Raw genomic sequence first — 21407 nt, forward strand, 5'->3', positions numbered from 1 at the left:
GATTCGCCTGTGTGTCTGATGCTCCCTCTAAGTTGGGGATGTGGAGCCGGGGTCATGCCGAAGGGGGGTGATGGCGATGCAGGCTGCCCAGGCACAGCAGTTTCGGGGGAAGAACAAGGCCCCGCAGTGGACCAAGCCCAACGACGGGTTGGTGTCGGTGATGGTGCTGCCACTGGCCGTCACCGACCCCGCCGACCTTGACCGACTCGACGGGCTGTTCCGTGCGATGTGGTCGCTCAAGCGCGCCGTCCAGCGTGACGCCCGCGCCAAGGTCGATGCTTACTGGGCCGCGTACCACGAGCGGAACGAGCAGGGGGGCGAAGGCCGTACGGCAGCGCCTCGGTCTGTCCCGTGAGGCGCTGGAGCGCTGTGCGTACAAGCACCTCGAAGATTCTGCGCACTTGAAGCACCACGCCACGAAGGCCCTGGCCATGCACATCGCCGATGAGGTGTGGAACGGCGTGCAGCGGCATCTGTTCCCAGACGCCACGGGCCGCAGCCTCGGTCGCCCGAAGACAGGCCGCTGGCACGACTTCACCCGCATCCCCGGCCGCGCCCGCTCCCATACCACCGAGAACAGGTGGGAGACCTTCCGTCTGGTCGGCACCCTTCACGGCCACGCCATGGCATACACCGACGGCGGGCACCACGTGCTGATGCAGCCCCGCAGGATGCCGAAGCCCATCGTGCCGGACGGCCGCGTGCTCACGGGCAAGACGATCGCTGCGGGCAAGCCCAGCAGGCGCAAGGCGAACTGGTGGGACCACCAAGGACCGCTTGCCGTCGTCTTCGCCGGAGGGCCGGACGGCAAGCGCGGTGACCTTGTTCTCCCTGTCCGCATCCCGCAGCAGCCCGGACAGTGGGCACGGGTGCAGCACTTCCTGTCCAACCCGCTGGCCTGGCACAAGGTCGATCTCGTGCGGCGCCTCAAGGCGTCCGCGCCGGGCGGCTGGGTGTACGAGGCGCACCTGATGGTGCTCGGCCCCGGATACACCGCCCCGGCCGTACGGGAAATGCGCGACCGCGCCGCCCAGCTCGACCGGATCGGCGGAGTGGACGGTAACGTCTCCAACCTGTCGATCGCCTCCTTCCCCGCCACCCTCGACGGCGGCACGCCCGCGTCCACCGAGGTCACGCTGACCGACGCCGAGCGTGCCCGGCTGGAGAAGGAGGTGAAGAAGCGGCGGGGCCGATCCAGGGCGCTGGAGCGCTCCCGCAGAGCGACGAACGCCGCGCAGTACGGGCTGTCGAAGAGGCAGGCTCGCCGTGCCGCTCGGCGGGCAGAGAAGGGCCTCACGCCCAAGACCGTCACGGTGCCCGGTGGTGCCCGCGCTTCCCGGTCAGATGGGGTGCCCAAGCAGGCGTTCCGGCGTGACAGGCTCTCCGCCAACTACCGCCAGCAGCGCGCCCGCCAGGCCGAACACGCCGCCTCTATCGCCGAGCACCGCCGCCACCGTGCCCGCCTCGTGGCACGGGAGATCATCGCCGCCCACGGACCCGTACTGGTCGTGGAGGACTGCGACATCCGCACCTGGTACCGGCTCTGGGGTAAGCGACTGTCCCAGACCACGCCGGGCATGCTGCTCTCCGCTCTGAAGGTGGAGTGCGAGGCCGCCGCAGGCAGGCTCGTCCGGGCCTCCACCTGGTCCACAGCCCTGTCACAGCACTGCCTGTGCGGCGAGCGTGTAAACAAGACCCTCCGCGACCGCGAGCACAAGTGCACTGCCTGCGGCCTTGTCGGCAAGCGTGACCTCGTGTCCGCGGCCCTCGCCGCGTTCGTCCGCTTCTCCGACGTGGACGACCCCAAGACCGCGTTCCTGGACACCACCGCATCCAGGAACGCACAGATTACCTATGCACAAGCGCTGGAAGAAGCGCTGCGGGAGTCAACCACACCGAGCCCGAAACCGCCCCGGCGGTCGGGTCGCGTGGCAGCCCCACGGCAACGACGTGAGACCTCTGCTCCCCGAACCGCCGGACAGCGGAACCGAGCAACCCCGGATGAGACACGCCCCGTGCGTGGCCACGCCGGAAAGCCCGGTCCCCGCACCGCGTGCAATCCACAGCTCACCCTCTGGGGAATTGCGGATCAAGTCTTAGTCGAACCACCTGTCCCGCGCCAGTTCCGCCGTGCGGGACGGGTCCTCCAGGAGGGCCGCCACCTCGAAGCGGCGGGGCCATTGGCCTGCCGACCAGGCCAGGCCGGCGGCCACGCCCTCCAGGGTGGAGGCGTGGAGGGTGCCGTCGGGGGTGTGGCGCCAGTCCAGTTCGATGCCGCCCGCGATCAGTTCCTCGTGCTCGAGGTACGTGGCCGGGGTCGAGGGGCCGAGCAGGATGCGGACCGGCTCCGGGACCTCGTGTTCCTCGCCCGGGGTGGTGACCTCCGCCGGGACCGTGTCCGAGAGGCGGCGGACCTGGAGGAGGTCCGCCAGGTCCGCGGCGCGGGACGGGGCGACCGGGAGGAGGGGCAGGGCCTCCGTCAGGGGGAGCAGGTCCGGGGCGTCCGCGATGACCGCGTCCGCCGCGTCCACCACCCGGACCTCGCCGTCCACCACCGCGCGCAGCTCGTCCGGGAGGGTGACCTGCTCGGGGTCCAGATCGGCCAGTGCCGAGTACAGGCCGTGCAGCTGGCGGCCCGTCACCTCGCGGTCCGGGTCGGCGAGGCGGGCCAGGAGCTCGGCCGCGCCGCCCGGTTCGTCCAGGAGGGCCGGCACGGTGGTCCGTACGCCCAGGGCCCGCAGGACCTGCTCGTCCTCGAAGCCGGTGGCGTCCGCCGGGGTGTAGAGGCCCGCCAGCAGCGGGTCGCCGCCCGCCGCGCGCAGCCCGGCCGGCCGGCGGCCGTCGAGCACCGGGTGGTCGCGCAGCCACCAGGCCGTGTACGGGCGCACCGACTGCGTGGTGCCGTCCGGGAGCAGGACGCGCACCGGCTGGGTCAGCGCGTCGCGCAGCGGCGGCTGGGCGAGCATCGCCAGGGCCTGCGGCCAGCAGTCGTCGTCGACCAGGTCGAGGTCGCGGACCGCGACCAGCTCCGTGGCCACCGGCGGCACCGGGGTGTCCGGCAGCTGGTCCAGGACGTCCTCGCACCACACGTCGACCGCGTCCAGCAGGCCCGCGTCGTCGGGCTCGGCGAAATCGCCCTCGCGCGGCTCCAGTTCGTCCGGGTCGAGCACCACGTCGGTGGCGCGGACCAGCTGGAAGACGGCCAGCACCCCGCAGGCGGTGAGGGTGTCCGCGTCCCACCGGGAGGCCAGCTCGGCGTCCACGTACGGGACCTCGTCCTCGCGGATCACCGAGGCGAGCGGCGAGCCGGGCAGCAGCAGTTCACCGGCCGGGGTCAGCTCCCCGTCCTCGTCCGGCAGGGCCAGCGCGCCCAGCCAGGGCTCGTCGCCCGCGGCCAGGTCCGCGTCCCGGACCAGGCCCAGGACCACGTCGGCCAGCTCCTCCGGGTCCAGCGCGTCCTCGTCCCAGATCTCGCCCGCGTCCATCGAGCCGGCCACGGCGGCCCGCACCTGTGGGGTCGTCAGGACGGCCCGCGCGGTGGCCGGGAGGGCGCCGAGCTTCTCCAGCAGCGGGTGCGCGGCCTCCGGGTGGGCCACCTTCAGTCCCAGCCGGGCCAGGTCTGCCGGGGTGTCCGCGTACGGGAGGAGGACGTGGCGCGGCCCGATCGTCGTACGGCCGTCGGCGAGCGGCACGGGCAGCCCGGACAGCCGGTCCGGGTCGACCCCGGCGAGGGAGTCGTACAGCCGGTGCCACCAGTCGGGGGTCCGCTCGATGCCCGCGATCCGCTCGATGGCGTCGCCGAGCGGCAGCCGGCCCACGCCCAGGGTGCGCAGTTCGGCGCGGCGCTCCAGGCCGGCCGGGAGCAGGGTCGGCAGGACCTCGGCGAGGACCCGTACGGTGTCGGCGCCCGCGCCCTCCACGACCTCGGCCTCGAAGGGGCGCAGCGCGGAGCGTTCCTCGGCGTCCTCGGGCGGGGCGGCGGGCGCGAGGAAGGCCGTACGGGGCAGGCGCCGGAGCACGGCGCCGCGCAGGGCCCCGTCCAGCTCGCCCTTGCCGAGCGGGCCGGGCACCAGGTCCACGAGGCCGGTGGTCACCGGGTCCCAGGCGCCGAGGAGTTCGGCGTAGGCGTCGGCCGCGCGCTCCACGAGGAAGTCGGTCAGCGGGCCCGGCGCGGGGTGCCGGCGGGTGGTGTCCAGCGGCAGGCTCGCGATGAGCAGGGCGGGGATGCCGAGCGGTTCGTCGGTGGGGGTCGGCGCGTGCACGACGGGTGCGGTGGCCGGGCGCAGCGGCGCGCCGTCGGTGTCGACGGGCACGGCCCAGGACACCGACCAGAAGGGCCGCAGGCGTTCCTCCACGGGCCGGTCGGCGAGCAGGGCCTTCTCGAGGGGGCCGCCGTGGCGGACGGTGCGCCACCGGTTGGTGCCGGAGCGGGAGTCCTCGATGACGGCGTACGGGCCCTCGTCGCGGCGGTACAGGGTGCGGGCGGGGCCGGCCGGTGTCTCGACGACGACCTCGCGCAGCCCGGGCAGGGTCAGCAGCAGGGCGTCGTCGATGCCGGTGAGGAGCCGCTCGGCGAGGTCCTCGGCGGCGGCGTCGCGCAGCGGCAGGACCACGACGGTGTCGTAGCCGTCGGGGGCGGTGCCCTCGGCGGGCAGCGGGAGCCGCAGCAGCGGTACGTGGCCGTCGCGGCGGCGCAGTTCGTCGCCGAGGCCGGGGCTGCCGACGGCGGCGTGGCGGGCCAGTTCGCGGGCCTCGGCGAGGGACCAGCGGACGCCGCCGTGGCGGCCGAGGACGGCGGGCTCGTCGGAGACGGCGAGGACGGCCGCGAAGCCGACGCCGAACCGTCCGACGGTGGCCCCGGCCCCGGCCCCGGCCCCGGCTCCCGTCCCGGCCCCGGCCCCGGCTCCCGCTCCCGTCCCGGCCCCGGCTCCGGCTCCGGCTCCCGTCCCGGCACCGGCCCCCGCCCCGGCCCCGGCTCCCGTCCCCGCCCCGGCACCGGCACCGGATCCCGTCCCCGCCCCGGCACCGGCCCCCGCCGGCTCCCGCTTGGCGGAGGCGCGCAGGGTGCTCAGCGACTCCACGCCCGTCGCGTCGAGCGGGGCACCGGTGTTGGCGGCGGCCAGGACCGCGTGCCCGCCCTCGCCCGCGTGCAGGGTCAGCCGCAGCCGGCCCGGCACCCCGGCCCGCGCGGCGGCGTCGGCGGCGTTCTGGGCCAGTTCCACGACCAGCCGGTCGCGGTAGCCGCCGAGCGCCAGATCCTCCTCGGCGTTGGCGTCCTCGCGGAACCGGGCCGGGCCCGCGCCCCAGGCGTCGAGCACCCCGCGCCGCAGCCGGGCCGTGCCGAAGGGGTCCACGCCGCTCTGGGCCGCCGTCACTCGCACGCTCACGCCGCTGCCTCCACGCTGTGCTGCTTCCAAGAACTCCTGAAGGTACCGCCTGCCGGGCTACCGCTTGCCCGTGAGGTGCGCGAACACCACGACGTTGGCATCCCAGTGGCGGTCCTTGGTGAGGTTGCCGCCGCAGGTGATCAGGCGGAGCTCGGCCGCGCCGTGCGTGTCCCCGTAGACCTTGTCGGTCGGGAACGCGTCCTTCTTGAAGGTGTCGACCTCGTCGACAGCGAACTCGGCGGTGGTGCCGTCGGCCCGGTGGACCTCGATCTTCTCGTCCTTCTTCAGGTTCTTGAGGTCGAAGAAGACGGCCTTGGGGGCCTGCGGGGTGTCCATGTGGCCGACGATCGCGGCGGCGCCCTGCTCGCCGGGGGTGGGGCCCTGCTTGTACCAGGCCGCGTCCTGGGGCTTGGCGAAGTCGGGCTCCTGCATGACCCCCTGGGAGTCCAGGCCGACCGCGTCGAGCGGGGCGTCCACCTTGATGTCGGGGATCCGGATGCGGTCGGGGACGGACGGCGGGAGCGAGGAGGCGGCGGCCGCGTTCGCGTTCACCGGATCGCTCCGCTGCGCGCCGCCGCCCGCCGAGCAGCCGGAGGCGAGGACGACGGCGAGGGCCGAGGCCCCCGCCAGGGCGGCCGCGCGGCGTGCGCGGCCGCCCTGGCGGAGCGGTGCCGGACGGGAGCCGGGTACGCCGACCGCGGCATCGGCCGAACCGTCGGCGGGACCGGCGACCGCGGCGGGTGCGGACTCAGGCATTGCTGGTCTCGGCGGCGTAACCGGCCGGGGCCTCACCGGTGTTCACGGAGCCCTTGGGCTTCTTGTGCTCGCTCGGCTTCAGCGGCTCGGGCTTCGGCTGCGGCTTCACGTCGGGGGTGCCGCCCTTGGCCTCGGTGGAGAACTTGACGGTGTCGAACTGCTTGCCGCCCGCGAAGGCCTGGACACCGTAGTAGCCGGTCTTGACGTCCTTGGCCACCACCGCCGTGCCGGTCCAGGTGCCGTGGCCGTCGCTCTTCAGGTTGACCTGGCCGCCGAACGCGTCGGACTTGACGAAGGCGCTCTTCTCGTCGGTCTTGATGGTGACGACGACCTTGTCGCCGGGCCGGCCGAAGTCGGCGGACAGCCGCACGCTGGACGGCTGCGGGGCGGGCTTGTCACCCTTCTTGACGGTCAGTTGCGCGGTCGCCTGGAGCTTGCCGCCGTCGGGGCCGGTGCCGGTCAGGGAGACGCCGTACGTGCCGTCCGCGACGTCGGCGACCGTGGCGGTGCCGCCCCGACCGTCGGTCATCTTCACGTCGGCCAGGGCCTTGGAGGAGACGGAGAGGTGCGTCGAGCCGTCCGGGACGTCCATCTGGAAGCTGACGGAGGCGCCCGGCTTGGCGCTGGAGGCCGACAGTTTCAGGCCCGCGGCGCCCGTGTGGGTGCCCGTGCTCGCCGACGCGGTGGGGACCGGGGAGTCTGCGGCGAAAGCGGTCGCGGCGCCGCCGAGGGCCATCGACGAGGCGAGGACGATCGCCGAAAGGGTGAGTGCCTTGCGCATGGGGATTCCTCCTGAACGGGCCGGGGTTTTTCCCGGCACACCAGACATGAGGGACATCCTGGGCGCTTGGTTGCGGGCCGCCGCGGGGGTGGCCCGGGGCCCGGCCGAAGGTCCTCCGGCATAAAGAGGCAGGCGGGAACACGGGCCGGGAACCGCTGTTGACGGGCTCTTTGCCCCGATTTTTGGGACCAAAGTCCCGGAGCGGCAGGCGGCGAGCGGCGAGCAGCGGGCCGGATACGACGGAGCCCCCGGTGACGAGACGTCACCGGGGGCTCCGCACAGAGCTGTGGCTCAAGCCGTAGCCGTAGCCGTAGCCGTCAGAGGTTCTCGATCACGTAGTCGATGCACGCGGTCAGCGCCTGCACGTCCGACGGGTCGATCGCCGGGAACATCGCGATGCGGAGCTGGTTGCGGCCGAGCTTGCGGTACGGCTCGGTGTCCACGATCCCGTTGGCGCGCAGCACCTTCGCGACGGCCGCCGCGTCGATGTCGTCCGAGAAGTCGATCGTGCCGATGACGGCGGAGCGCTTGTCGGCGTCCACGACGAACGGGGTCGCGTACTTGGAGGCCTCGGCCCAGCCGTACAGGTTGCGCGCGCTGGCCGCCGTACGCCCGGTCGTGAACTCCAGGCCGCCCTGGCCGTTCATCCACTCCAGCTGCTCGTTGAGCAGGAAGAGGGTGGACAGCGCCGGGGTGTTGTACGTCTGGTTCTTCAGCGAGTTGTCGATCGCCGTCGGCAGCGAGAAGAACTCCGGGATGTGCCGGCCCGACGCGTGCACGCGGGCGGCCCGCTCCAGCGCGGCCGGGGAGAACGCCGCCAGCCACAGGCCGCCGTCCGAGGCGAACGACTTCTGCGGGGCGAAGTAGTAGACGTCCGTCTCGGTGATGTCCACCGGCAGACCGCCGGCGCCCGAGGTCGCGTCCACCAGGACGAGCGACCCGGCGTCCGCGCCCGCGACGCGCTTGACCGGCGCCGCGACACCCGTCGAGGTCTCGTTGTGCGTGTACGCGTACACGTCCACGCCCGCCTCGGCCTGCGGCTCGGGGTGCGTGCCGGGGTCGGAGGAGATGACGGTCGGCGCGTCCAGCCACGGCGCGAGCTTCGCGGCCTTGGCGAACTTCGAGGAGAACTCGCCGAAGGTGAGGTGCTGGGACTTCTGCTCGATCAGCCCGTGCGTCGCGATGTCCCAGAAGGCGGTGGAGCCGCCGTTGCCCAGGATCACCTCGTAGCCCTCGGGGAGGGAGAAGAGGTCCCGGAGCCCCTGACGCACCGAGCCGACCAGGTTCTTGACCGGGGCCTGGCGGTGCGAGGTTCCGAGCAGGGAGGTACCGGTGGCGGCCAGGGCGTCCAGCGCCTCGGTCCGCACCTTGGAGGGGCCCGCGCCGAAGCGTCCGTCGGCGGGCTTGATGTCAGCGGGAATCTGGATCTCGGCCACGAGCGGAGCGTATCGGGTCCTGGTCCGCGCCCCGGAGCCCCGTCCACCCGATGAGACGCACCGCGGGGCGTGAGACGTACGGGGATGCGCGCGGGAGACGTACGGAGGATGCGCGCGTGGGGCGTACGGGGGATGTGCGCGTGGGGCGTACGGGGGATGTGCGCGTGAGGCGTACGGGGGATGCGCGGGAGACGTACGGGAGATGCGCGCAGGACGCGGACGCCGGCACCCGGACGGTGGCAGGGTGGACGCCGTGACGACACCCGGGGAACTCGAACGGACCTTGCGGGCGGAGCTGCGCGGCGAGGTGGACTTCGGTGCCGCGGCCCGGGCACTGATGACCATGGACGCCTCCAACTACCGGCGCGTGCCCGTCGGCGTCGTCGCACCGCGCGACGCCGACGACGTGGCCGCCGCGCTCGCCGTGTGCGCCGCCGCCGGGGTCCCCGTCGTCCCGCGCGGCGGCGGCACCTCCATCGCCGGCCAGGCCACCGGCGTCGGCGTGGTGCTCGACCTCACCCGGCACATGAACGGCCTGCTCTCCGTCGACCCGGCCGCACGCCTCGCCGTGGTCCAGCCCGGGCTGGTCCTGGACCGGCTGCGCGACGCGGTGCGCCCGCACGGCCTGACCTTCGGGCCCGACCCCTCCACGCACTCCCGCTGCACCCTCGGCGGCATGATCGGCAACAACGCGTGCGGGGCCCACTCGGTCGCCTGGGGGACCACCGCGGACAACGTGGCCGAGCTGGCGGTGACGGCGTACGGAGGCTCCGCCCACCGCATCGGCACGGGCTGGTCGGGAGCACCGCGGGGCCTGCGCGAGCTGGTCGGCGGCAATCTGGCGCTCCTGCGCACCGGGATGGCGGGCGGCTTCTCCCGGCGGATCTCCGGCTACGGGGGACTCGACGCGCTGCTGCCCGAGCGCGGCGTGCAGCTCGCGCGGGCGTTCTGCGGGAGCGAGGGCACGCTCGGGGTGGTCACCGAGGCGGTGGTGCGCCTGGTGGAGCTGCCGCCCGCGCCGGTGCTGGCGGTGTTGGGCTACGCGGACGAGAGCGCGGCCGCGGACGCCGCCGCCGGGCTGCTGCCGTACCGGCCGCTCACGGTGGAGGGGATGGCGCAGGACCTGGTCCGCGGCGCCGCGGCACTGCCGAAGGGCGGGGCCTGGCTGTTCGTGGAGATGCGGGACGAGGGCGCGGCGCGCGAGCTCGTACGGGCCGCCGACGCGCTCGACGCGCTCGTGGTCACCGACCCGGCGGGGCAGCGGGCGCTGTGGCGGATCCGGGAGGACGCGGCGGGCACGGCGACGCGCATGCCGGGAGGGGAGATGGCCTGGCCCGGCTGGGAGGACTGCGCGGTGCCGCCGGCCCGGCTGGGCGCGTACCTGCGGGACTTCCGCGCGCTGCTGGCGCGGCACGGGCTGCGCGGATCGCCGTACGGGCACTTCGGCGAGGGCTGCGTGCACGTACGGATCGACTTCGACCTGGTGTCGGCGCAGGGCGTGGCCCGCTTCCGGGCCTTCTCCTCCGACCTGGCGGACCTGGTGGTCTCCCACGGCGGCTCGCTGTCCGGGGAGCACGGGGACGGGCAGGCGCGGGCGGAGCTGCTGCCGAGGATGTACGGGGCGGACGTGGTGCGGCTCTTCGGCGCGTACAAGGACGTCTGGGACCCGGCGGGCGCCATGAACCCGGGGATGCTGGTCCGCCCGGCGCGCCTCGACGAGAACCTCCGCTTCGCGGTCCTGCCGGACTCGGCCTTCGCGGGAGAGGTCGCCCGGTGCGTGGGGGTCGCGAAGTGCCGTTCGGCCGACGCGGGCGGGCCGGGGGTGATGTGCCCGTCGTACCGGGCCACGGGGGAGGAGCGGCACTCCACGCGGGGCCGGGCCCGGCTGCTGCACGAGATGCTGGCGGGCGAGGTCGTACGGGACGGCTGGCGCTCGCCGGAGGTCGCCGAGGCGCTGGACCTGTGCCTGGGCTGCAAGGGGTGCCTCAGCGACTGCCCGGTGGGGGTGGACATGGCCTCGTACAAGGCGGAGTTCCTGCACCGGCACTGGGCGGGCCGGATCCGGCCCCTCGCGCACTACGCCCTGGGCGGCCTCCCGGCCTGGCTCCGCCTGATCGCCCGCCTGCGAGCGGCCCGCCCGGCCAACGCCCTGGCCCGCCACGTCCCCGTCCCGGGCCTCACCCGCGAACGGGCCCTGCCGGAAGTAGCCCGCGAACCATTCACCCGCGGTCACCGCCGGGGCGGCCGGGGCCGGGCGCCGGCTCAGGCCCCGGCCCAGACCTCGGCCTCGGCTCCGGCCCCGGCCTCGGCTCCGGCCCCGGCCTCGGCTCCGGCTCCGGCTCCGGCTCCGGCCCCGGCTCCGGCCCCGGCCCAGACTCCGGCTCCGGCTCCGGCCCAGACCTCGGCCCCGGCTCCGGCTCCGGCCCAGACTCCGGCCCAGACCTCGGCCTCGGCCCCGGCTCCGGCCCAGACCCCGGCCCCGGCCCCGAACGCGGCCCAGACCTCGGCCCCGGCTCCGGCCCAGACCCCGGCCCAGACCCCGCCTGCGACCCCGCCTGCCGTGGTCCTCTGGCCCGACACGTTCACCGAGTACCTCACCCCGGAGGTCGGGCACGCGGCGGTGCGGGTGCTCGAGGCCGCCGGGCTCGGCGTCACCACTCCCGCCGGCCCGGTGTGCTGCGGCCTCACCTACCTCTCCACCGGCCGCCTCGACCGCGCCCGCGCGGTCCTGCGCCGCACCCTGACCGCCCTCGGCGAGAACCTCGGCCCCGGCCCCGGCCCCGGGCCCCGCCCCGTCGTCGTCCTCGAACCCAGCTGCGCCGCGGCCCTGCGCACCGACCTCCCCGCCCTCCTCCCCGACGACCCCCGGGCGAAGGCCCTGGCGGGGGCCGTCCGGACCCTCGCCGAGACCCTGGAGGAGCACGCGCCGCACTGGCAGCCGCCCCGCCTCGACCGGCCGGTCGTCGGCCAGACCCACTGCCACCAGCACGCGGTGCTCGGCGACGCCGCCGACCGGCGGCTGCGCGAGCGGGCCGGGCTGACCGGCGAGCTCAGCGGCGGCTGCTGCGGTCTGGCCGGCAACTTCGGCTTCGAGCCGGGCCACCACGAGGTGTCGGTGGCCTGCGCGGAGGAACAGCTCCTGCCGTCACTGCGCACGGCCCCGCCGGACGCGGTGGTCCAGGCCGACGGCTTCTCCTGCCGCACCCAGATCGCCCAGCTGGGCGGGGTCCGGGCCCGGCACCTGGCGGAACTCCTGGCGGAGGGGCTGGAGGGCGGTCCGGACGGCGGGCAGGAGGAGACTCCCGTGTAAGGCAACACACGCGACAACACTCCTTACGAACCACTAACCTGGATAAATGCCCGCACCTTCCGCCTCCCCGACGTCGAACGCCACCCCGACGTCGAACGCCACCCCGGCACCGGCCACCCCGGCCACGGCCGCCCCGGCCGGTGCCGCGACCACCGCCACGCCCGTCACTGGCTCGGCTGGTCCCACCGGCTCCCGCTTCGGCCCGGTCGCACTGGTGGTCTCGGCCGGGATCTCGGTGCAGTTCGGCGCCGCCCTCGCGGTCATGATCATGCCGAGGGCGGGCGCGGCGGGCGTGGTCACCCTGCGCCTCGCGGCCGCCGCTCTCGTGCTGCTGCTCCTGTGCCGCCCCAAGGTGCGCGGCTACCTCCGCGCCGACTGGGGCACGGTGATCGCCTTCGGTGTGGCCATGGCGGGCATGAACGGCCTCTTCTACCAAGCCATCGACCGCATCCCGCTCGGCCCGGCCGTCACCCTGGAGGTGCTCGGCCCGCTGGCCCTGTCCGTGATCGTCTCCCGGCGCCTGGTGAACCTGCTCTGGGCGGGCCTGGCCCTGGCCGGAGTCGTGCTGCTGGCGGGCCACGGCGGGGCCGGCTTCGGCGGCCTCGACCTCGTGGGCGCGGCCTACGCGCTCGGGGCGGGCGCGATGTGGGCGGCGTACATCGTCTTCAGCGCGCGCACGGGCCGCCGCTTCCCGCAGGCGGACGGCCTGGCCCTGGCGATGGCGGTCGCCGCCGTCCTGTCGCTGCCGCTGGGCATCGTCGAAGCCGGCTCGGCCCTGCTGGTCCCGAGCACCCTCGCGCTGGGCCTGGGCGTGGCCGTCCTGTCGTCCGTACTGCCGTACACCCTCGAACTGCTCGCCCTGCGAAGGCTCCCGGCGCCGACCTTCGCGATCCTGATGAGCCTGGAACCGGCCATCGCCGCCACCGCCGGCTTCCTCGTACTGAACCAGGCCATGTCCGCCCTGGACGCCCTGGCCATCGCGCTGGTGATCGCCGCCAGCATGGGGGCGGTCCGCTCCCAGACCCGGAAGCAGGTCGCCTGATGGATGCCGCCGCCTACCTCGCCGCCGTCCCCGACGCCCGCCGCGAGGCCCTCACCCTCCTGCGGGAGCTGTGCCTGACGGAACTGCCGGGCTTCGAGGAGGTCATCGCGTACGGGATGCCGGCGTACGTCCGGCCGGGCGAGGAGGCCGGGGAGATCGCCTGGGCGAACCAGAAGCAGTACATCTCCTTCTACTTGATGCGCACGGACATCCGCGAGGCCTTCGCGGACCGCCTGGCCACCCACGACATGGGCAAAGCCTGCCTCCGCTTCCGCAACCCCGCCAAGGTCGACTTCGACCTCCTCCGCGACCTCCTCAAAGCCACGGCGGCGGCCGAACCGGGCCAGGTCTGCTGAGGCGGGAGGCTGTACGGGGCCTCCTGATCCCCTGCCGAGCCCGGCGGACGCGTCGGATCGCTACGCGCTTCCCTCGGCTCGGCGGCCGGCCGCCGTCGGGGGCTGGGCGATGGCCGTACGGTCGCTGCGCGGCTGTCATCCGGCCGGTTCGATGTTGTCCACAGCGGTGGAGAACTCGCGGCCGGAGGCGGCTCGGACGTACGCGAGTTCCACCCAGTGCTCGTGGGTGGAGTTTGAGACGTTCTCGTTGATCACGGCCATCAGCTCCCCCTCGACGCCGGAGGCGACATCGCGCACACGGCGGCGCAGCAGGCGGTGGGGCACGTAGGCGTACCGGTCAGTCATCGGACGGCTCCGTGAAGGAGCGCACGAAGCGTTCCCAGCCGACGCGGGCGCGGTCGAGGAGGGCCTGGCTGGGCTGGGGAGTGCCCCAGCACCATCCGTCGCACCGCCCGGCGAGGCCGGCGTCCGTGGGGGTTCCATCGGTGGTCACGCACTCTCCCATCTGCCTGTTGTCGTCAGATGGTGGAGTCAGGCGGGCAGCCGAGGGGATACAAGCCGTATCCCTTCGAGGGGTTGCTCAGACGGCGCCGATCCACTCGGCGTACGCGGTCAACGACTCGGTGTCGGCCCGCTTGAGTCGGCGGATCTTCGCGATGTCCTCTCGGGCCCACGGATGCTCGCGCACGTGCTGCGGAGCGTGCTTGCGGGCCTCCTTGAGCGACTCGAACGCTCCGTCGGGGTTCCCTGACCACAGCTGTGCGCGCGCCACTTCGATCCAGAAACCGGACCTGCGCTCCGCCGGGATCTCCTCGCCGGGCCTCCACTCCCGGGCGAGGTCGAGGACGTGGCCGATGTGGTCCCGGCCGAGGCTGACCGAGACCGCCACCTCGTGGATGCGGACACTGGACGGTCCGAAGGCGGTGCCCAGGTAGATCCGCTCCGGAAGCTTCTCGGCGAGCCTTCGGGCTTCACGGAGGTGACCGTGCGCACCATCCGGTTCGGCCGCGCGCGCGGCGATCACGGCCGTCCGCATGTGCAGCGCGCCCCGGGTGGCGGCCGATTGCGGGCTTTTCGGCGCGGGGCCGCTGTCCAGAGCCTGCTCCAGAGTGATGCGGCCGGCCTGGTGCGCGCGGGCGGCGAGGAAGGTTTCCGCCCGGACGTAAGCCACCGTGGCGAGCAGGTCCGGGTCGTCGGCTCGGACGGCTGCCCATCGCATCACGTCGATCAGCCGAGCGGAGAGGTCGTGTGCTCCGAACTTGTAGGCCACCGCATCGGCCGCCCGCGCCGTCGCGACGACGAGGCGGGCCGTTTCCGCACGTCGGATGCCCGAGGCTGAGTGCAGGTGTGCCAGAACGTCCCCGAGCAGCCCGGGTGCCCGGGCCGCGATCAGGCCGTACTGGGCGGAGAGCCGCCACCCGACCACCGTGTCGACGTCGGCCCTGAGCTGGGCCCGTGCCCTGCCGGGCGCGGCGAGGGGGATGTCGTGGCCCGCGATGGCCGCTGAGATCGAGGGCAGGGCCGCGTGGGCGCGGCGGCTTGACCCGACGCGCGCCGGGTCGAGGCGGGAGGCGTCCACGCCGAGTGCGGTGGCGATCGCCTCCAGCGTGGACGGACCAGGTGTACGGACGCCCCGCTCGCAGCCCTTGATCATGGGGAGGGAGACGTGGGACTCGCGAGCGAGATCGGCTTGGGTCATGCGTCGGGCCTGGCGCCGTGAGGCGATGCGCTGCCCGATGTGGTCGGCCATGTCCGCACCGTAGCGGCGGGGCCGGTGCCGAGATCTACGGTTTGACGATGTCGGGGAGTTCGGCCAGGGAGTCGATGGACCAGGCCGCGGAGGCGCGGACGTGAGGATCGTCCGCCCACCAGTGTCCCCAGGGGCCTCGGCGTAGGTGGGCGGTGCGCAGCCCGGCCGCTGCTGCGGGGAAGACGTCGTTCTGCGGGTGGTCGCCGACGTACAGGGTCTCCGCGGCGGAGGCGCCGGACACTTCCAGCACGCGCGCGAAGAACGCGGGGTCCGGTTTGGCCACGCCCCACTCCGCGGATGTCACCACGAGGTCCGCCGGCAGGTGCAGCCCGCGGAGCAGTTCGCCAGCGCGCGTGCTCTGGTTGCCCGCCACGATCACACGCACCCCCGTGGCCCGCAGCGCGGTCAAGGAAGAGCGGACGTCCTCGTACAGGTCGGTTTCATCGAGCCGCTCGCCCATCCCGGCGGCCTCGCGGGCGGCGTACTCGCGGGCCAGGTCGATGCCCGGGCGCAGGAGGCGGATCGCGTCGGCGTTGTCGCGGCCGTCCACGACCACGGCCCCTACCAGCGCCGACAGCGTGTGCCGGGGCACGCCGAGCCAGTCGGCCCAGGCTCCCCAGTAGCGATCGTCGCGGGTCAGTGTCTCGCCGACGTCCAGCACCACAGTCCGAATCACCGAGTCAGCCTACTGAGAGGCGGTCGCCGGCAGGTCGTAGCGGGCCGTCAGTTGCGACAGGGTCGTTTGGATGCGGGCGCGGAGGGATGGTGGGGAGAGGACCTCCGCGTCTGTGGCCAGGGACAGGAACTGGGATTCCGCCTGGGTGTGGGACTCGATCGGGAGGGTCGCGCGGGTCCAGCCGGGGCGGTCCGGGTCCGGGTGGCCCGTGGTGGTCAGGGCTCGGGCCTGGGGGCCCGTCAGCAGGGATGCGGCGCGGGGGGAGAGGCGTACCTCCGCCTGTTCCGGGTACAGCCGCGCGTGGAAGTCCTCCTGGGTGCGGCGCCAGTGCTCGGCCAGGTCAAAGCCCTCGGGGAGTTCCGCCGTGAGTGCCGTCCGGGTCACCGACAGGACCTGGTCCACCCGGTACGTGCGGGCGCCGTCCGGGCCCGCCACCAGGTACCAGCGGCCCGCCTTCAGGACCAGGCCGTAGGGGGCGAGCAGGCGGGTCACCTCCCTGGGTTCCTTCCAGCGCCGGTAGAGCACCTCGATCATCCGGCCCTGCCACACGGCGTCGGCCACCTCGGCGAGGTACGGGGTCTCCTCGTGCTCCGCGTACCAGCCCGGCGCGTCCAGGTGGAAGCGGGCCCGCATCCGGTCGGCCTGCGCGCGCAGCTCCGGCGGCAGCGCCGCCCGCAGCTTCAGCTGGGCCGCCGACAGGGCCTGGCCGAGGCCCAGTTCCGCCGCCGGGCCCGGCATTCCGGTCAGGAACAGGGCCTCCGCCTCGCCCGTGCTGAGCCCCGTCAGCCGGGTCCGGTAGCCGGCGAGCAGCTGGTAGCCGCCGCTGTGCCCGGCGTCCCCGTACAGCGGGACGCCCGCCGCGGCCAGCGCCTCCGCGTCGCGGTAGACCGTACGGACGGACACCTCCAGCTCGTGCGCGAGCTCGGCGGCGGTCATCCGGCCGCGAGTCTGGAGCAGGAGGAGGATCGACAGCAAGCGGCTCGACTTCACTGACACATGGTGTCAGTGAAGTGCTCCTACGGTCCTCGCATGAACGATTTCGACTTCATCGCCGGTACCTGGGACGTGGCCAACCGCTGGCGCACCGACTTCCTCGACGCGGACAGCGCGTGGGAGGAGTTCCCGGCCGTTTCCCGCATCTCCCGCCACTTCGACGGCGGCGCCAGCTTCGACGAGATCGACTTCCCGACGAAGGGCTTCGGCGGTCTGACGCTGCGCCTCTTCGACCGGGAGCGCGAGCAGTGGTCGCTGTACTGGTCGAGCCGCCGCACCGGCGTCCTGTTCCCGCCCGTCGTCGGCCGGTTCGAGGACGGGCTCGGGGTCTTCGAGGGAGAGGACACGCACGACGGCAAGCCGGTCCGCGTGCGCTTCGTGTGGTCGGGGACGCGGCCGGGGCAGTCGCCGCGCTGGGAGCAGTTCTTCTCCCTGGACGGCGGCACCGGCTGGATCCAGAACTGGACGATGGACTTCACCCGCCGCCCCTGAGACCGCCGCCCCTGAGACCGCCGCCCCTGAGACCGTACGCCCCGCCCGGCCCGCCACGGGGGAGTGGCCCGGGCGGGGCGTACCCCCTCCGGCTAGCCGAGCGGCAGGTCCAGGTACGAGGGCGTCGCCTCCGGTGAGGTGAAGGCCAGCGTCGCGCGCGGCAGGTTGGCGTCACCGTAGAAGGGGTCGCGGGCGTCGATCACCAGCAGCAGCCGGTTGCCGCGCGGGACGTCGTACGCGGTGGCCTGGAGCTCGATGTCCGCGCTGATCAGGCTGTCGGGCGGCGAGTCGAGGTCGGTGTACGGGGCGTGCGTGACGATGTGCGCCGTGCCGGCGGGCGCGGTGTCGAGGAGGTACGCCACGAAGGCGGAGCCGGGGTTGGGCGCCCGGTAGGTGACGCGCAGTTTCGGTGTGCCCCGCAGCCGGGTGGTCTCCTCCACCGGCGCCGAGGCCCATACGGCGGCCACCGAGCGGTCGATCTCGCCCGTCGGGTAGACCTTGGGCCGGCCGGCCATCTCCGCGTAGCCGGCGAGGACCACCGCGTCGGCGACGGTCGCCTGGGTGTCCACCCCGCACAGCACGGTGGCCGTCCAGCCCGCCTCCGGCGACTCCGCCAGGTCCCCGCTGCCCGCCAGGTACAGCCGGTGCGTGTGCTCGGTGAGGGAGGGCCAGGTCGGCCGGGGTTCGAGGGTCTTGTTCCACATGACCTCGCTGAGCACCTGGCCCTCGTCGCCGATGCCGTTGTCGATGCCCCCCAGGTGGTGGTCGAACCAGCGGTGGGCGTCCGTCCAGATGCGGTTCGGCAGGCCGAACATGCCCGACGACTCGGGGCCCGAGTGGTCGCCTATGGACAGGACCATCCGCTTGGGGCCGGTCAGTTCGTTGAACATCTTCAGCGTCTGGTTCGGCGGGAAGAGCGTCTCGTGCCAGGCGTGCGCGTACAGGACGGGCACCTGGCGCCGGTTGAGCTCCTTGATGTGCGTGAAGGGCGAGCGCTGCTCGGCCCAGGCCAGGGTGCCCTGGATGTCGCGGTCGGCCAGGACGTTGTCGAAGACGCTCTGCGTCTGCGGGCTCAGCCGCGCCTTCGCGGCCGCCTCCAGCAGGGCCCGTACGGCGGCGACGTGCCGGGTGGAGTTCTCGTAGAACGCCTCCCCGAGGTCGCCCCAGCTGCTGAGCGCGACCACGGCGTCGACGCGGGTGTCGTGCGCGGCGACCAGCTGGCTGATGCCCGAGCCGTACGAGTCCCCGAGGAAGCCGACCTTCGTCACCGGGCCGGCGCTGCGCTCGATGAGGTGGTCCAGGGCCCGGCTGCCGTCGGCGATGTCGAGCGGGCCCGCCACCTCCACCTGGCCCTCGGAGCCGGGGAAGCCGCGGGTGGTGTAGGCGAGGACGTTGTAGCCGCGGGCTGCGAAGAGGGTGGCCTGCACGGCGTACACGAGCCAGCCCAGGCTGGTCCACGGTGACGGCATCACGATCAGCGGGCGGGCCCGGGTCGCGGTGTGCCGCCAGAGCGCGGCGTCGAGCAGGTCCCCGTCGGCGCCGGCCACCTTGCCGCGGGTGAACACGGCGACGGACCGGACCTCGGCGATCTCGGCGGCGCGGGCGGGGGAGAGGCCGGTGACGTCACCGCTCTCCAGGGCCGTGACGAAGGCGTGCAGGGCGTTCGCGTCGAGTTCCGGGTAGAGGGAGAAGGGGGTCCGGGGAGGTTGCGGGCTTGGGGCGGCTGGAGTCACGTCAGTTCATCCTCTTCGTCGTGGTCTGCGTCGAGTGACATGAACGTGCTGCGCTCGCCCGGGCCCGGAGCGGAACGACCAGTATCGACGGGACATCCGGTGACGTATCGCGAGTTTCCGGCTTACGGCCTGAATCGCGCCCGTCCGGTCCCGGCCCGCCGGGTGGGCGCGCCGCCCGGAGACCGGCACCTGCCAGGACAGGTCCACAACTCCCTTTCATCCGCACCCGGTTGGCGAGGGTGGCGGGAACGCGCCACCCTCCGAGAAAACCATGCAAGCGTGCTTGATTGTTTTGGTGGCGGCTGCCAGTGTTCCCCTCACGCCGAGAGGGGAGCACGCCGTGCCCGATCCGTCCGCCGTCGCCGCCACCGCTGCCGCCACCGCCGCCGTATGCGCGGACCTGCGCGAGGAGGGGCGCGAACTCGACGCCCTGATCGGTGAGTTGCCCGACCCCGACTGGGCCCGGCCCACGCCCGCGCCCCGTTGGAGCATCGCCCACCAGATCGCCCACCTGCACTGGACCGACCGGGCCGCCCTGCTCTCCCTCACCGACGCCGCCGGCTTCGGCCGCATGGTCGAGGAGGCCCTCGCCGCACCCGAGTCCTTCGTCGACGAGGGCGCGGAGGAGGGCGCGAAGCTGCCGCCCGCCGAGCTGCTCGCCCTCTGGCGTGCCGGGCGCACCGACCTCGACGCGGCGCTGGCCGCCGCCTCGCCCGACACCCGCTTCCCCTGGTACGGGCCGCCGATGAAGGCCGCCTCCATGGCGAGCGCCCGGCTGATGGAGACCTGGGCGCACGGCCAGGACGTCGCCGACGCGCTCGGCGTACGCCGTACCCCGACCGCCCGGCTGCGGCACGTCGCCCGGATCGGCGTACGGGCCCGCGACTACGCCTACGCCGTACGCGGACTGCCCGCGCCCGCCGAGGAGTTCCGGGTCGAGCTCGAGGCCCCGGACGGCTCCGGCCCGTGGACGTACGGGCCCCCGGACGCCCCGCAGCGGATCACCGGCCCGGCGCTCGACTTCTGCCTCCTGGTGACCCAGCGGGCCCACCGCTCCGACCTGGCCCTGACCGCGACCGGCCCCGACGCGGACCGCTGGCTCGGCATCGCGCAGGCCTTCGCCGGCCCGGCGGGCCCCGGCCGCGCACCGGAGGCCTCCCGATGACCACCGGCCCCCTCGACGCGCGCGGCTCCCTCTACGCGCGCGGCTCCCTCGACCCGCACGGCTCCCTCGACCCGCTCGCCGCGCGCGGCCCCCTCGGCCCGCTCCGGCCCCGTCGCCCGCTGCGCATCGGCAACGCGTCCGGCTTCTACGGGGACCGCTTCGACGCCCTGCGCGAGATGCTGACCGGCGGCCCGCTGGACGTGCTCACCGGGGACTACCTGGCCGAGCTGACCATGCTCATCCTCGGCCGCGACCGCCTGAAGAACCCTGACCTCGGCTACGCGAAGACCTTCCTGCGCCAGCTTGAGGAGGGGCTCGGGCTCGCGCACGAGCGCGGCGTACGGATCGTCACGAACGCGGGCGGCCTGAACCCGGCCGGACTGGCCGACGCGGTACGGGCGCTGGCCGCCAAGACGGGGGTACCCGTCACCGTCGCGCACGTCGAGGGCGACGACCTGATGCCGTACGGGGAAGGGGCGCTGACCGCCAACGCCTACCTCGGCGGCGCGGGGATCACGGCCTGCCTGAGGGCGGGCGCCGACGTGGTCGTCACCGGCAGGGTCACGGACGCGGCGCTGGTCAGCGGCCCGGCGGCCTGGTGGTTCGACTGGGCGCCGGACGACTACGACCGGCTGGCGGGCGCGGTGGTCGCGGGCCACGTCCTGGAATGCGGCACGCAGGCGACCGGCGGGAACTACTCCTTCTTCACCGCACACGACGTCCGCCATCCGGGGTTCCCCCTCGCGGAGGTCTCCGAGGACGGCTCCTCGGTGATCACCAAGCACCCGGGCACGGGCGGAGTCGTCTCGACCGGCACCGTCACCGCCCAACTCCTCTACGAAACCCAGGGCGTCCGCTACCTCGGCCCGGACGTCACCGCCCGCCTGGACACGGTCCGGCTCTCCGAGGACGGCCCCGACCGCGTCCGCGTCTCGGGCGTACTCGGCGAACCGCCTCCGGACACCCTCAAGGTGGGCGTCACCCGCATCGGAGGCTGGCGCAACGAGGTCGTCTTCGTCCTGACCGGCCTGGACATCGAGGCCAAGGCGGCCCTGGTCCGCGCGCAGCTGTCCGAGGCGCTGGAGGGCGTCGCCGACGCGGCCTGGACGCTGTCCCGCACCGACCACGAGGACGCGCCGACGGAGGAGACGGCGAGTGCGCTGCTGCGGCTGGTGGTGCGGGATCCTTCCGCCGAGCGGGTGGGCCGCGATCTGACCTCGGCGGCGATCGAGCTGGCCCTGGCCAGCTATCCCGGCTTCCACGTCACGTCCCCGCCGGGCCCGGCCCAGCCGTACGGAGTCTTCGCCTCCTCCTACGCCCCGACGACCTCGGTCCCCCACGCGGCGACCCTCCCCGACGGCACCCACCTCCCCATCCCAGCCCCGGGGGCTCCGCCCCCAGACCCTCCCCCAGCTACCGCTGGGGGGACCCCCAGCGCCTCAAACGCCGGCGGGGCTGAAAGATCGGGGCTCCGCCCCGGACCCCGCGCCTCAAACGCCGGCGGGGCTGGAGGTGCCGGCGGGGCTGGGT

The 21407-nt window shown here is 74.0% G+C and carries 16 protein-coding genes and 1 pseudogene; 7 read left to right on the forward strand and 10 right to left on the reverse strand.

The genetic code is table 11. The features are described 5' to 3' along the window. The first annotated feature begins 70 nt into the window (after nucleotides 1–70). The gene (locus ACFWP3_RS32170; RefSeq protein ID WP_384228084.1) at nucleotides 71–355 is read left to right on the forward strand and encodes a hypothetical protein; all 285 of its coding nucleotides are present in this window, start codon (nucleotides 71–73) and stop codon (nucleotides 353–355) included. Nucleotides 356–2096: 1741 nt separating this feature from the next. On the opposite strand, the gene ACFWP3_RS32175 is transcribed toward ACFWP3_RS32170, so the two are convergent. The 4 genes from ACFWP3_RS32175 to serC form a co-directional block, all read right to left on the reverse strand. Next, nucleotides 2097–5387: a molecular chaperone Hsp90 gene (locus ACFWP3_RS32175; RefSeq protein WP_384228086.1), complete on the reverse strand. Its 3291-nt coding sequence runs from the start codon at nucleotides 5385–5387 to the stop codon at nucleotides 2097–2099. A 57-nt stretch (nucleotides 5388–5444) separates the two neighbouring features. Beyond that, nucleotides 5445–6143 (reverse strand): class F sortase, encoded by a 699-nt coding sequence (locus ACFWP3_RS32180; protein ID WP_384228088.1) that lies wholly within the window; start codon nucleotides 6141–6143, stop codon nucleotides 5445–5447. Continuing rightward, entirely contained in the window at nucleotides 6136–6924 is a 789-nt protein-coding gene (locus ACFWP3_RS32185; RefSeq protein WP_384228090.1) for a hypothetical protein, read from the reverse strand. The genes ACFWP3_RS32180 and ACFWP3_RS32185 overlap by 8 nt, the downstream gene beginning before the upstream one ends. Nucleotides 6925–7241: 317 nt before the next feature. Beyond that, complete coding sequence (gene serC / locus ACFWP3_RS32190; RefSeq protein ID WP_384228091.1) at nucleotides 7242–8360, reverse strand: phosphoserine transaminase; 1119 nt, start codon at nucleotides 8358–8360, stop codon at nucleotides 7242–7244. A 202-nt stretch (nucleotides 8361–8562) separates the two neighbouring features. Here serC and ACFWP3_RS32195 point away from each other — a divergent pair, with 202 nt between their 5' ends. The 3 genes from ACFWP3_RS32195 to ACFWP3_RS32205 are packed head-to-tail and all read left to right on the forward strand — an operon-like array spanning nucleotide 8563 to nucleotide 13068. Then, entirely contained in the window at nucleotides 8563–11670 is a 3108-nt protein-coding gene (locus tag ACFWP3_RS32195) for an FAD-binding and (Fe-S)-binding domain-containing protein (protein ID WP_384228093.1), read from the forward strand. Nucleotides 11671–11716: 46 nt separating this feature from the next. After that, the gene (locus ACFWP3_RS32200; RefSeq protein WP_384228095.1) at nucleotides 11717–12712 is read left to right on the forward strand and encodes a DMT family transporter; all 996 of its coding nucleotides are present in this window, start codon (nucleotides 11717–11719) and stop codon (nucleotides 12710–12712) included. Beyond that, complete coding sequence (locus tag ACFWP3_RS32205; protein WP_384228097.1) at nucleotides 12712–13068, forward strand: DUF1801 domain-containing protein; 357 nt, start codon at nucleotides 12712–12714, stop codon at nucleotides 13066–13068. The genes ACFWP3_RS32200 and ACFWP3_RS32205 overlap by 1 nt, the downstream gene beginning before the upstream one ends. 60 nt (nucleotides 13069–13128) lie before the next feature. Here ACFWP3_RS32205 and ACFWP3_RS32210 read toward each other — a convergent pair. From ACFWP3_RS32210 to ACFWP3_RS32230, 5 genes and pseudogenes are all read right to left on the reverse strand, one after another. Then, nucleotides 13129–13413 (reverse strand): annotated as a pseudogene (locus ACFWP3_RS32210) (hypothetical protein). Beyond that, entirely contained in the window at nucleotides 13406–13561 is a 156-nt protein-coding gene (locus tag ACFWP3_RS32215) for a hypothetical protein (protein ID WP_384228099.1), read from the reverse strand. The pseudogene ACFWP3_RS32210 and the gene ACFWP3_RS32215 overlap by 8 nt, the downstream one beginning before the upstream one ends. A gap of 87 nt (nucleotides 13562–13648) precedes the next feature. Further along, nucleotides 13649–14818: a helix-turn-helix domain-containing protein gene (locus ACFWP3_RS32220; protein WP_384228101.1), complete on the reverse strand. Its 1170-nt coding sequence runs from the start codon at nucleotides 14816–14818 to the stop codon at nucleotides 13649–13651. A 34-nt stretch (nucleotides 14819–14852) separates the two neighbouring features. Beyond that, entirely contained in the window at nucleotides 14853–15494 is a 642-nt protein-coding gene (locus ACFWP3_RS32225) for an HAD family hydrolase (RefSeq protein WP_384228103.1), read from the reverse strand. A 9-nt stretch (nucleotides 15495–15503) separates the two neighbouring features. Beyond that, nucleotides 15504–16484 (reverse strand): helix-turn-helix transcriptional regulator, encoded by a 981-nt coding sequence (locus ACFWP3_RS32230; RefSeq protein WP_384228105.1) that lies wholly within the window; start codon nucleotides 16482–16484, stop codon nucleotides 15504–15506. 39 nt (nucleotides 16485–16523) lie between these two features. Here ACFWP3_RS32230 and ACFWP3_RS32235 point away from each other — a divergent pair, with 39 nt between their 5' ends. Beyond that, the gene (locus tag ACFWP3_RS32235) at nucleotides 16524–16979 is read left to right on the forward strand and encodes a hypothetical protein (RefSeq protein WP_384228107.1); all 456 of its coding nucleotides are present in this window, start codon (nucleotides 16524–16526) and stop codon (nucleotides 16977–16979) included. A gap of 92 nt (nucleotides 16980–17071) precedes the next feature. On the opposite strand, the gene ACFWP3_RS32240 is transcribed toward ACFWP3_RS32235, so the two are convergent. Continuing rightward, complete coding sequence (locus tag ACFWP3_RS32240; protein WP_384228109.1) at nucleotides 17072–18712, reverse strand: CocE/NonD family hydrolase; 1641 nt, start codon at nucleotides 18710–18712, stop codon at nucleotides 17072–17074. 340 nt (nucleotides 18713–19052) lie between these two features. Here ACFWP3_RS32240 and ACFWP3_RS32245 point away from each other — a divergent pair, with 340 nt between their 5' ends. Together ACFWP3_RS32245 and ACFWP3_RS32250 are read left to right on the forward strand one after the other, a co-directional pair. Then, nucleotides 19053–19877 (forward strand): TIGR03084 family metal-binding protein, encoded by an 825-nt coding sequence (locus ACFWP3_RS32245; RefSeq protein ID WP_384228111.1) that lies wholly within the window; start codon nucleotides 19053–19055, stop codon nucleotides 19875–19877. After that, nucleotides 19874–21407, forward strand: a 1534-nt coding sequence (locus tag ACFWP3_RS32250) for an acyclic terpene utilization AtuA family protein (RefSeq protein WP_384228113.1), incomplete at its 3' end; no start/stop codon positions are given. The genes ACFWP3_RS32245 and ACFWP3_RS32250, both read left to right, overlap by 4 nt.

The sequence above is a fragment of the Streptomyces sp. NPDC058525 genome, assembly GCF_042719495.1.
Lineage (GTDB): Bacteria > Actinomycetota > Actinomycetes > Streptomycetales > Streptomycetaceae > Streptomyces.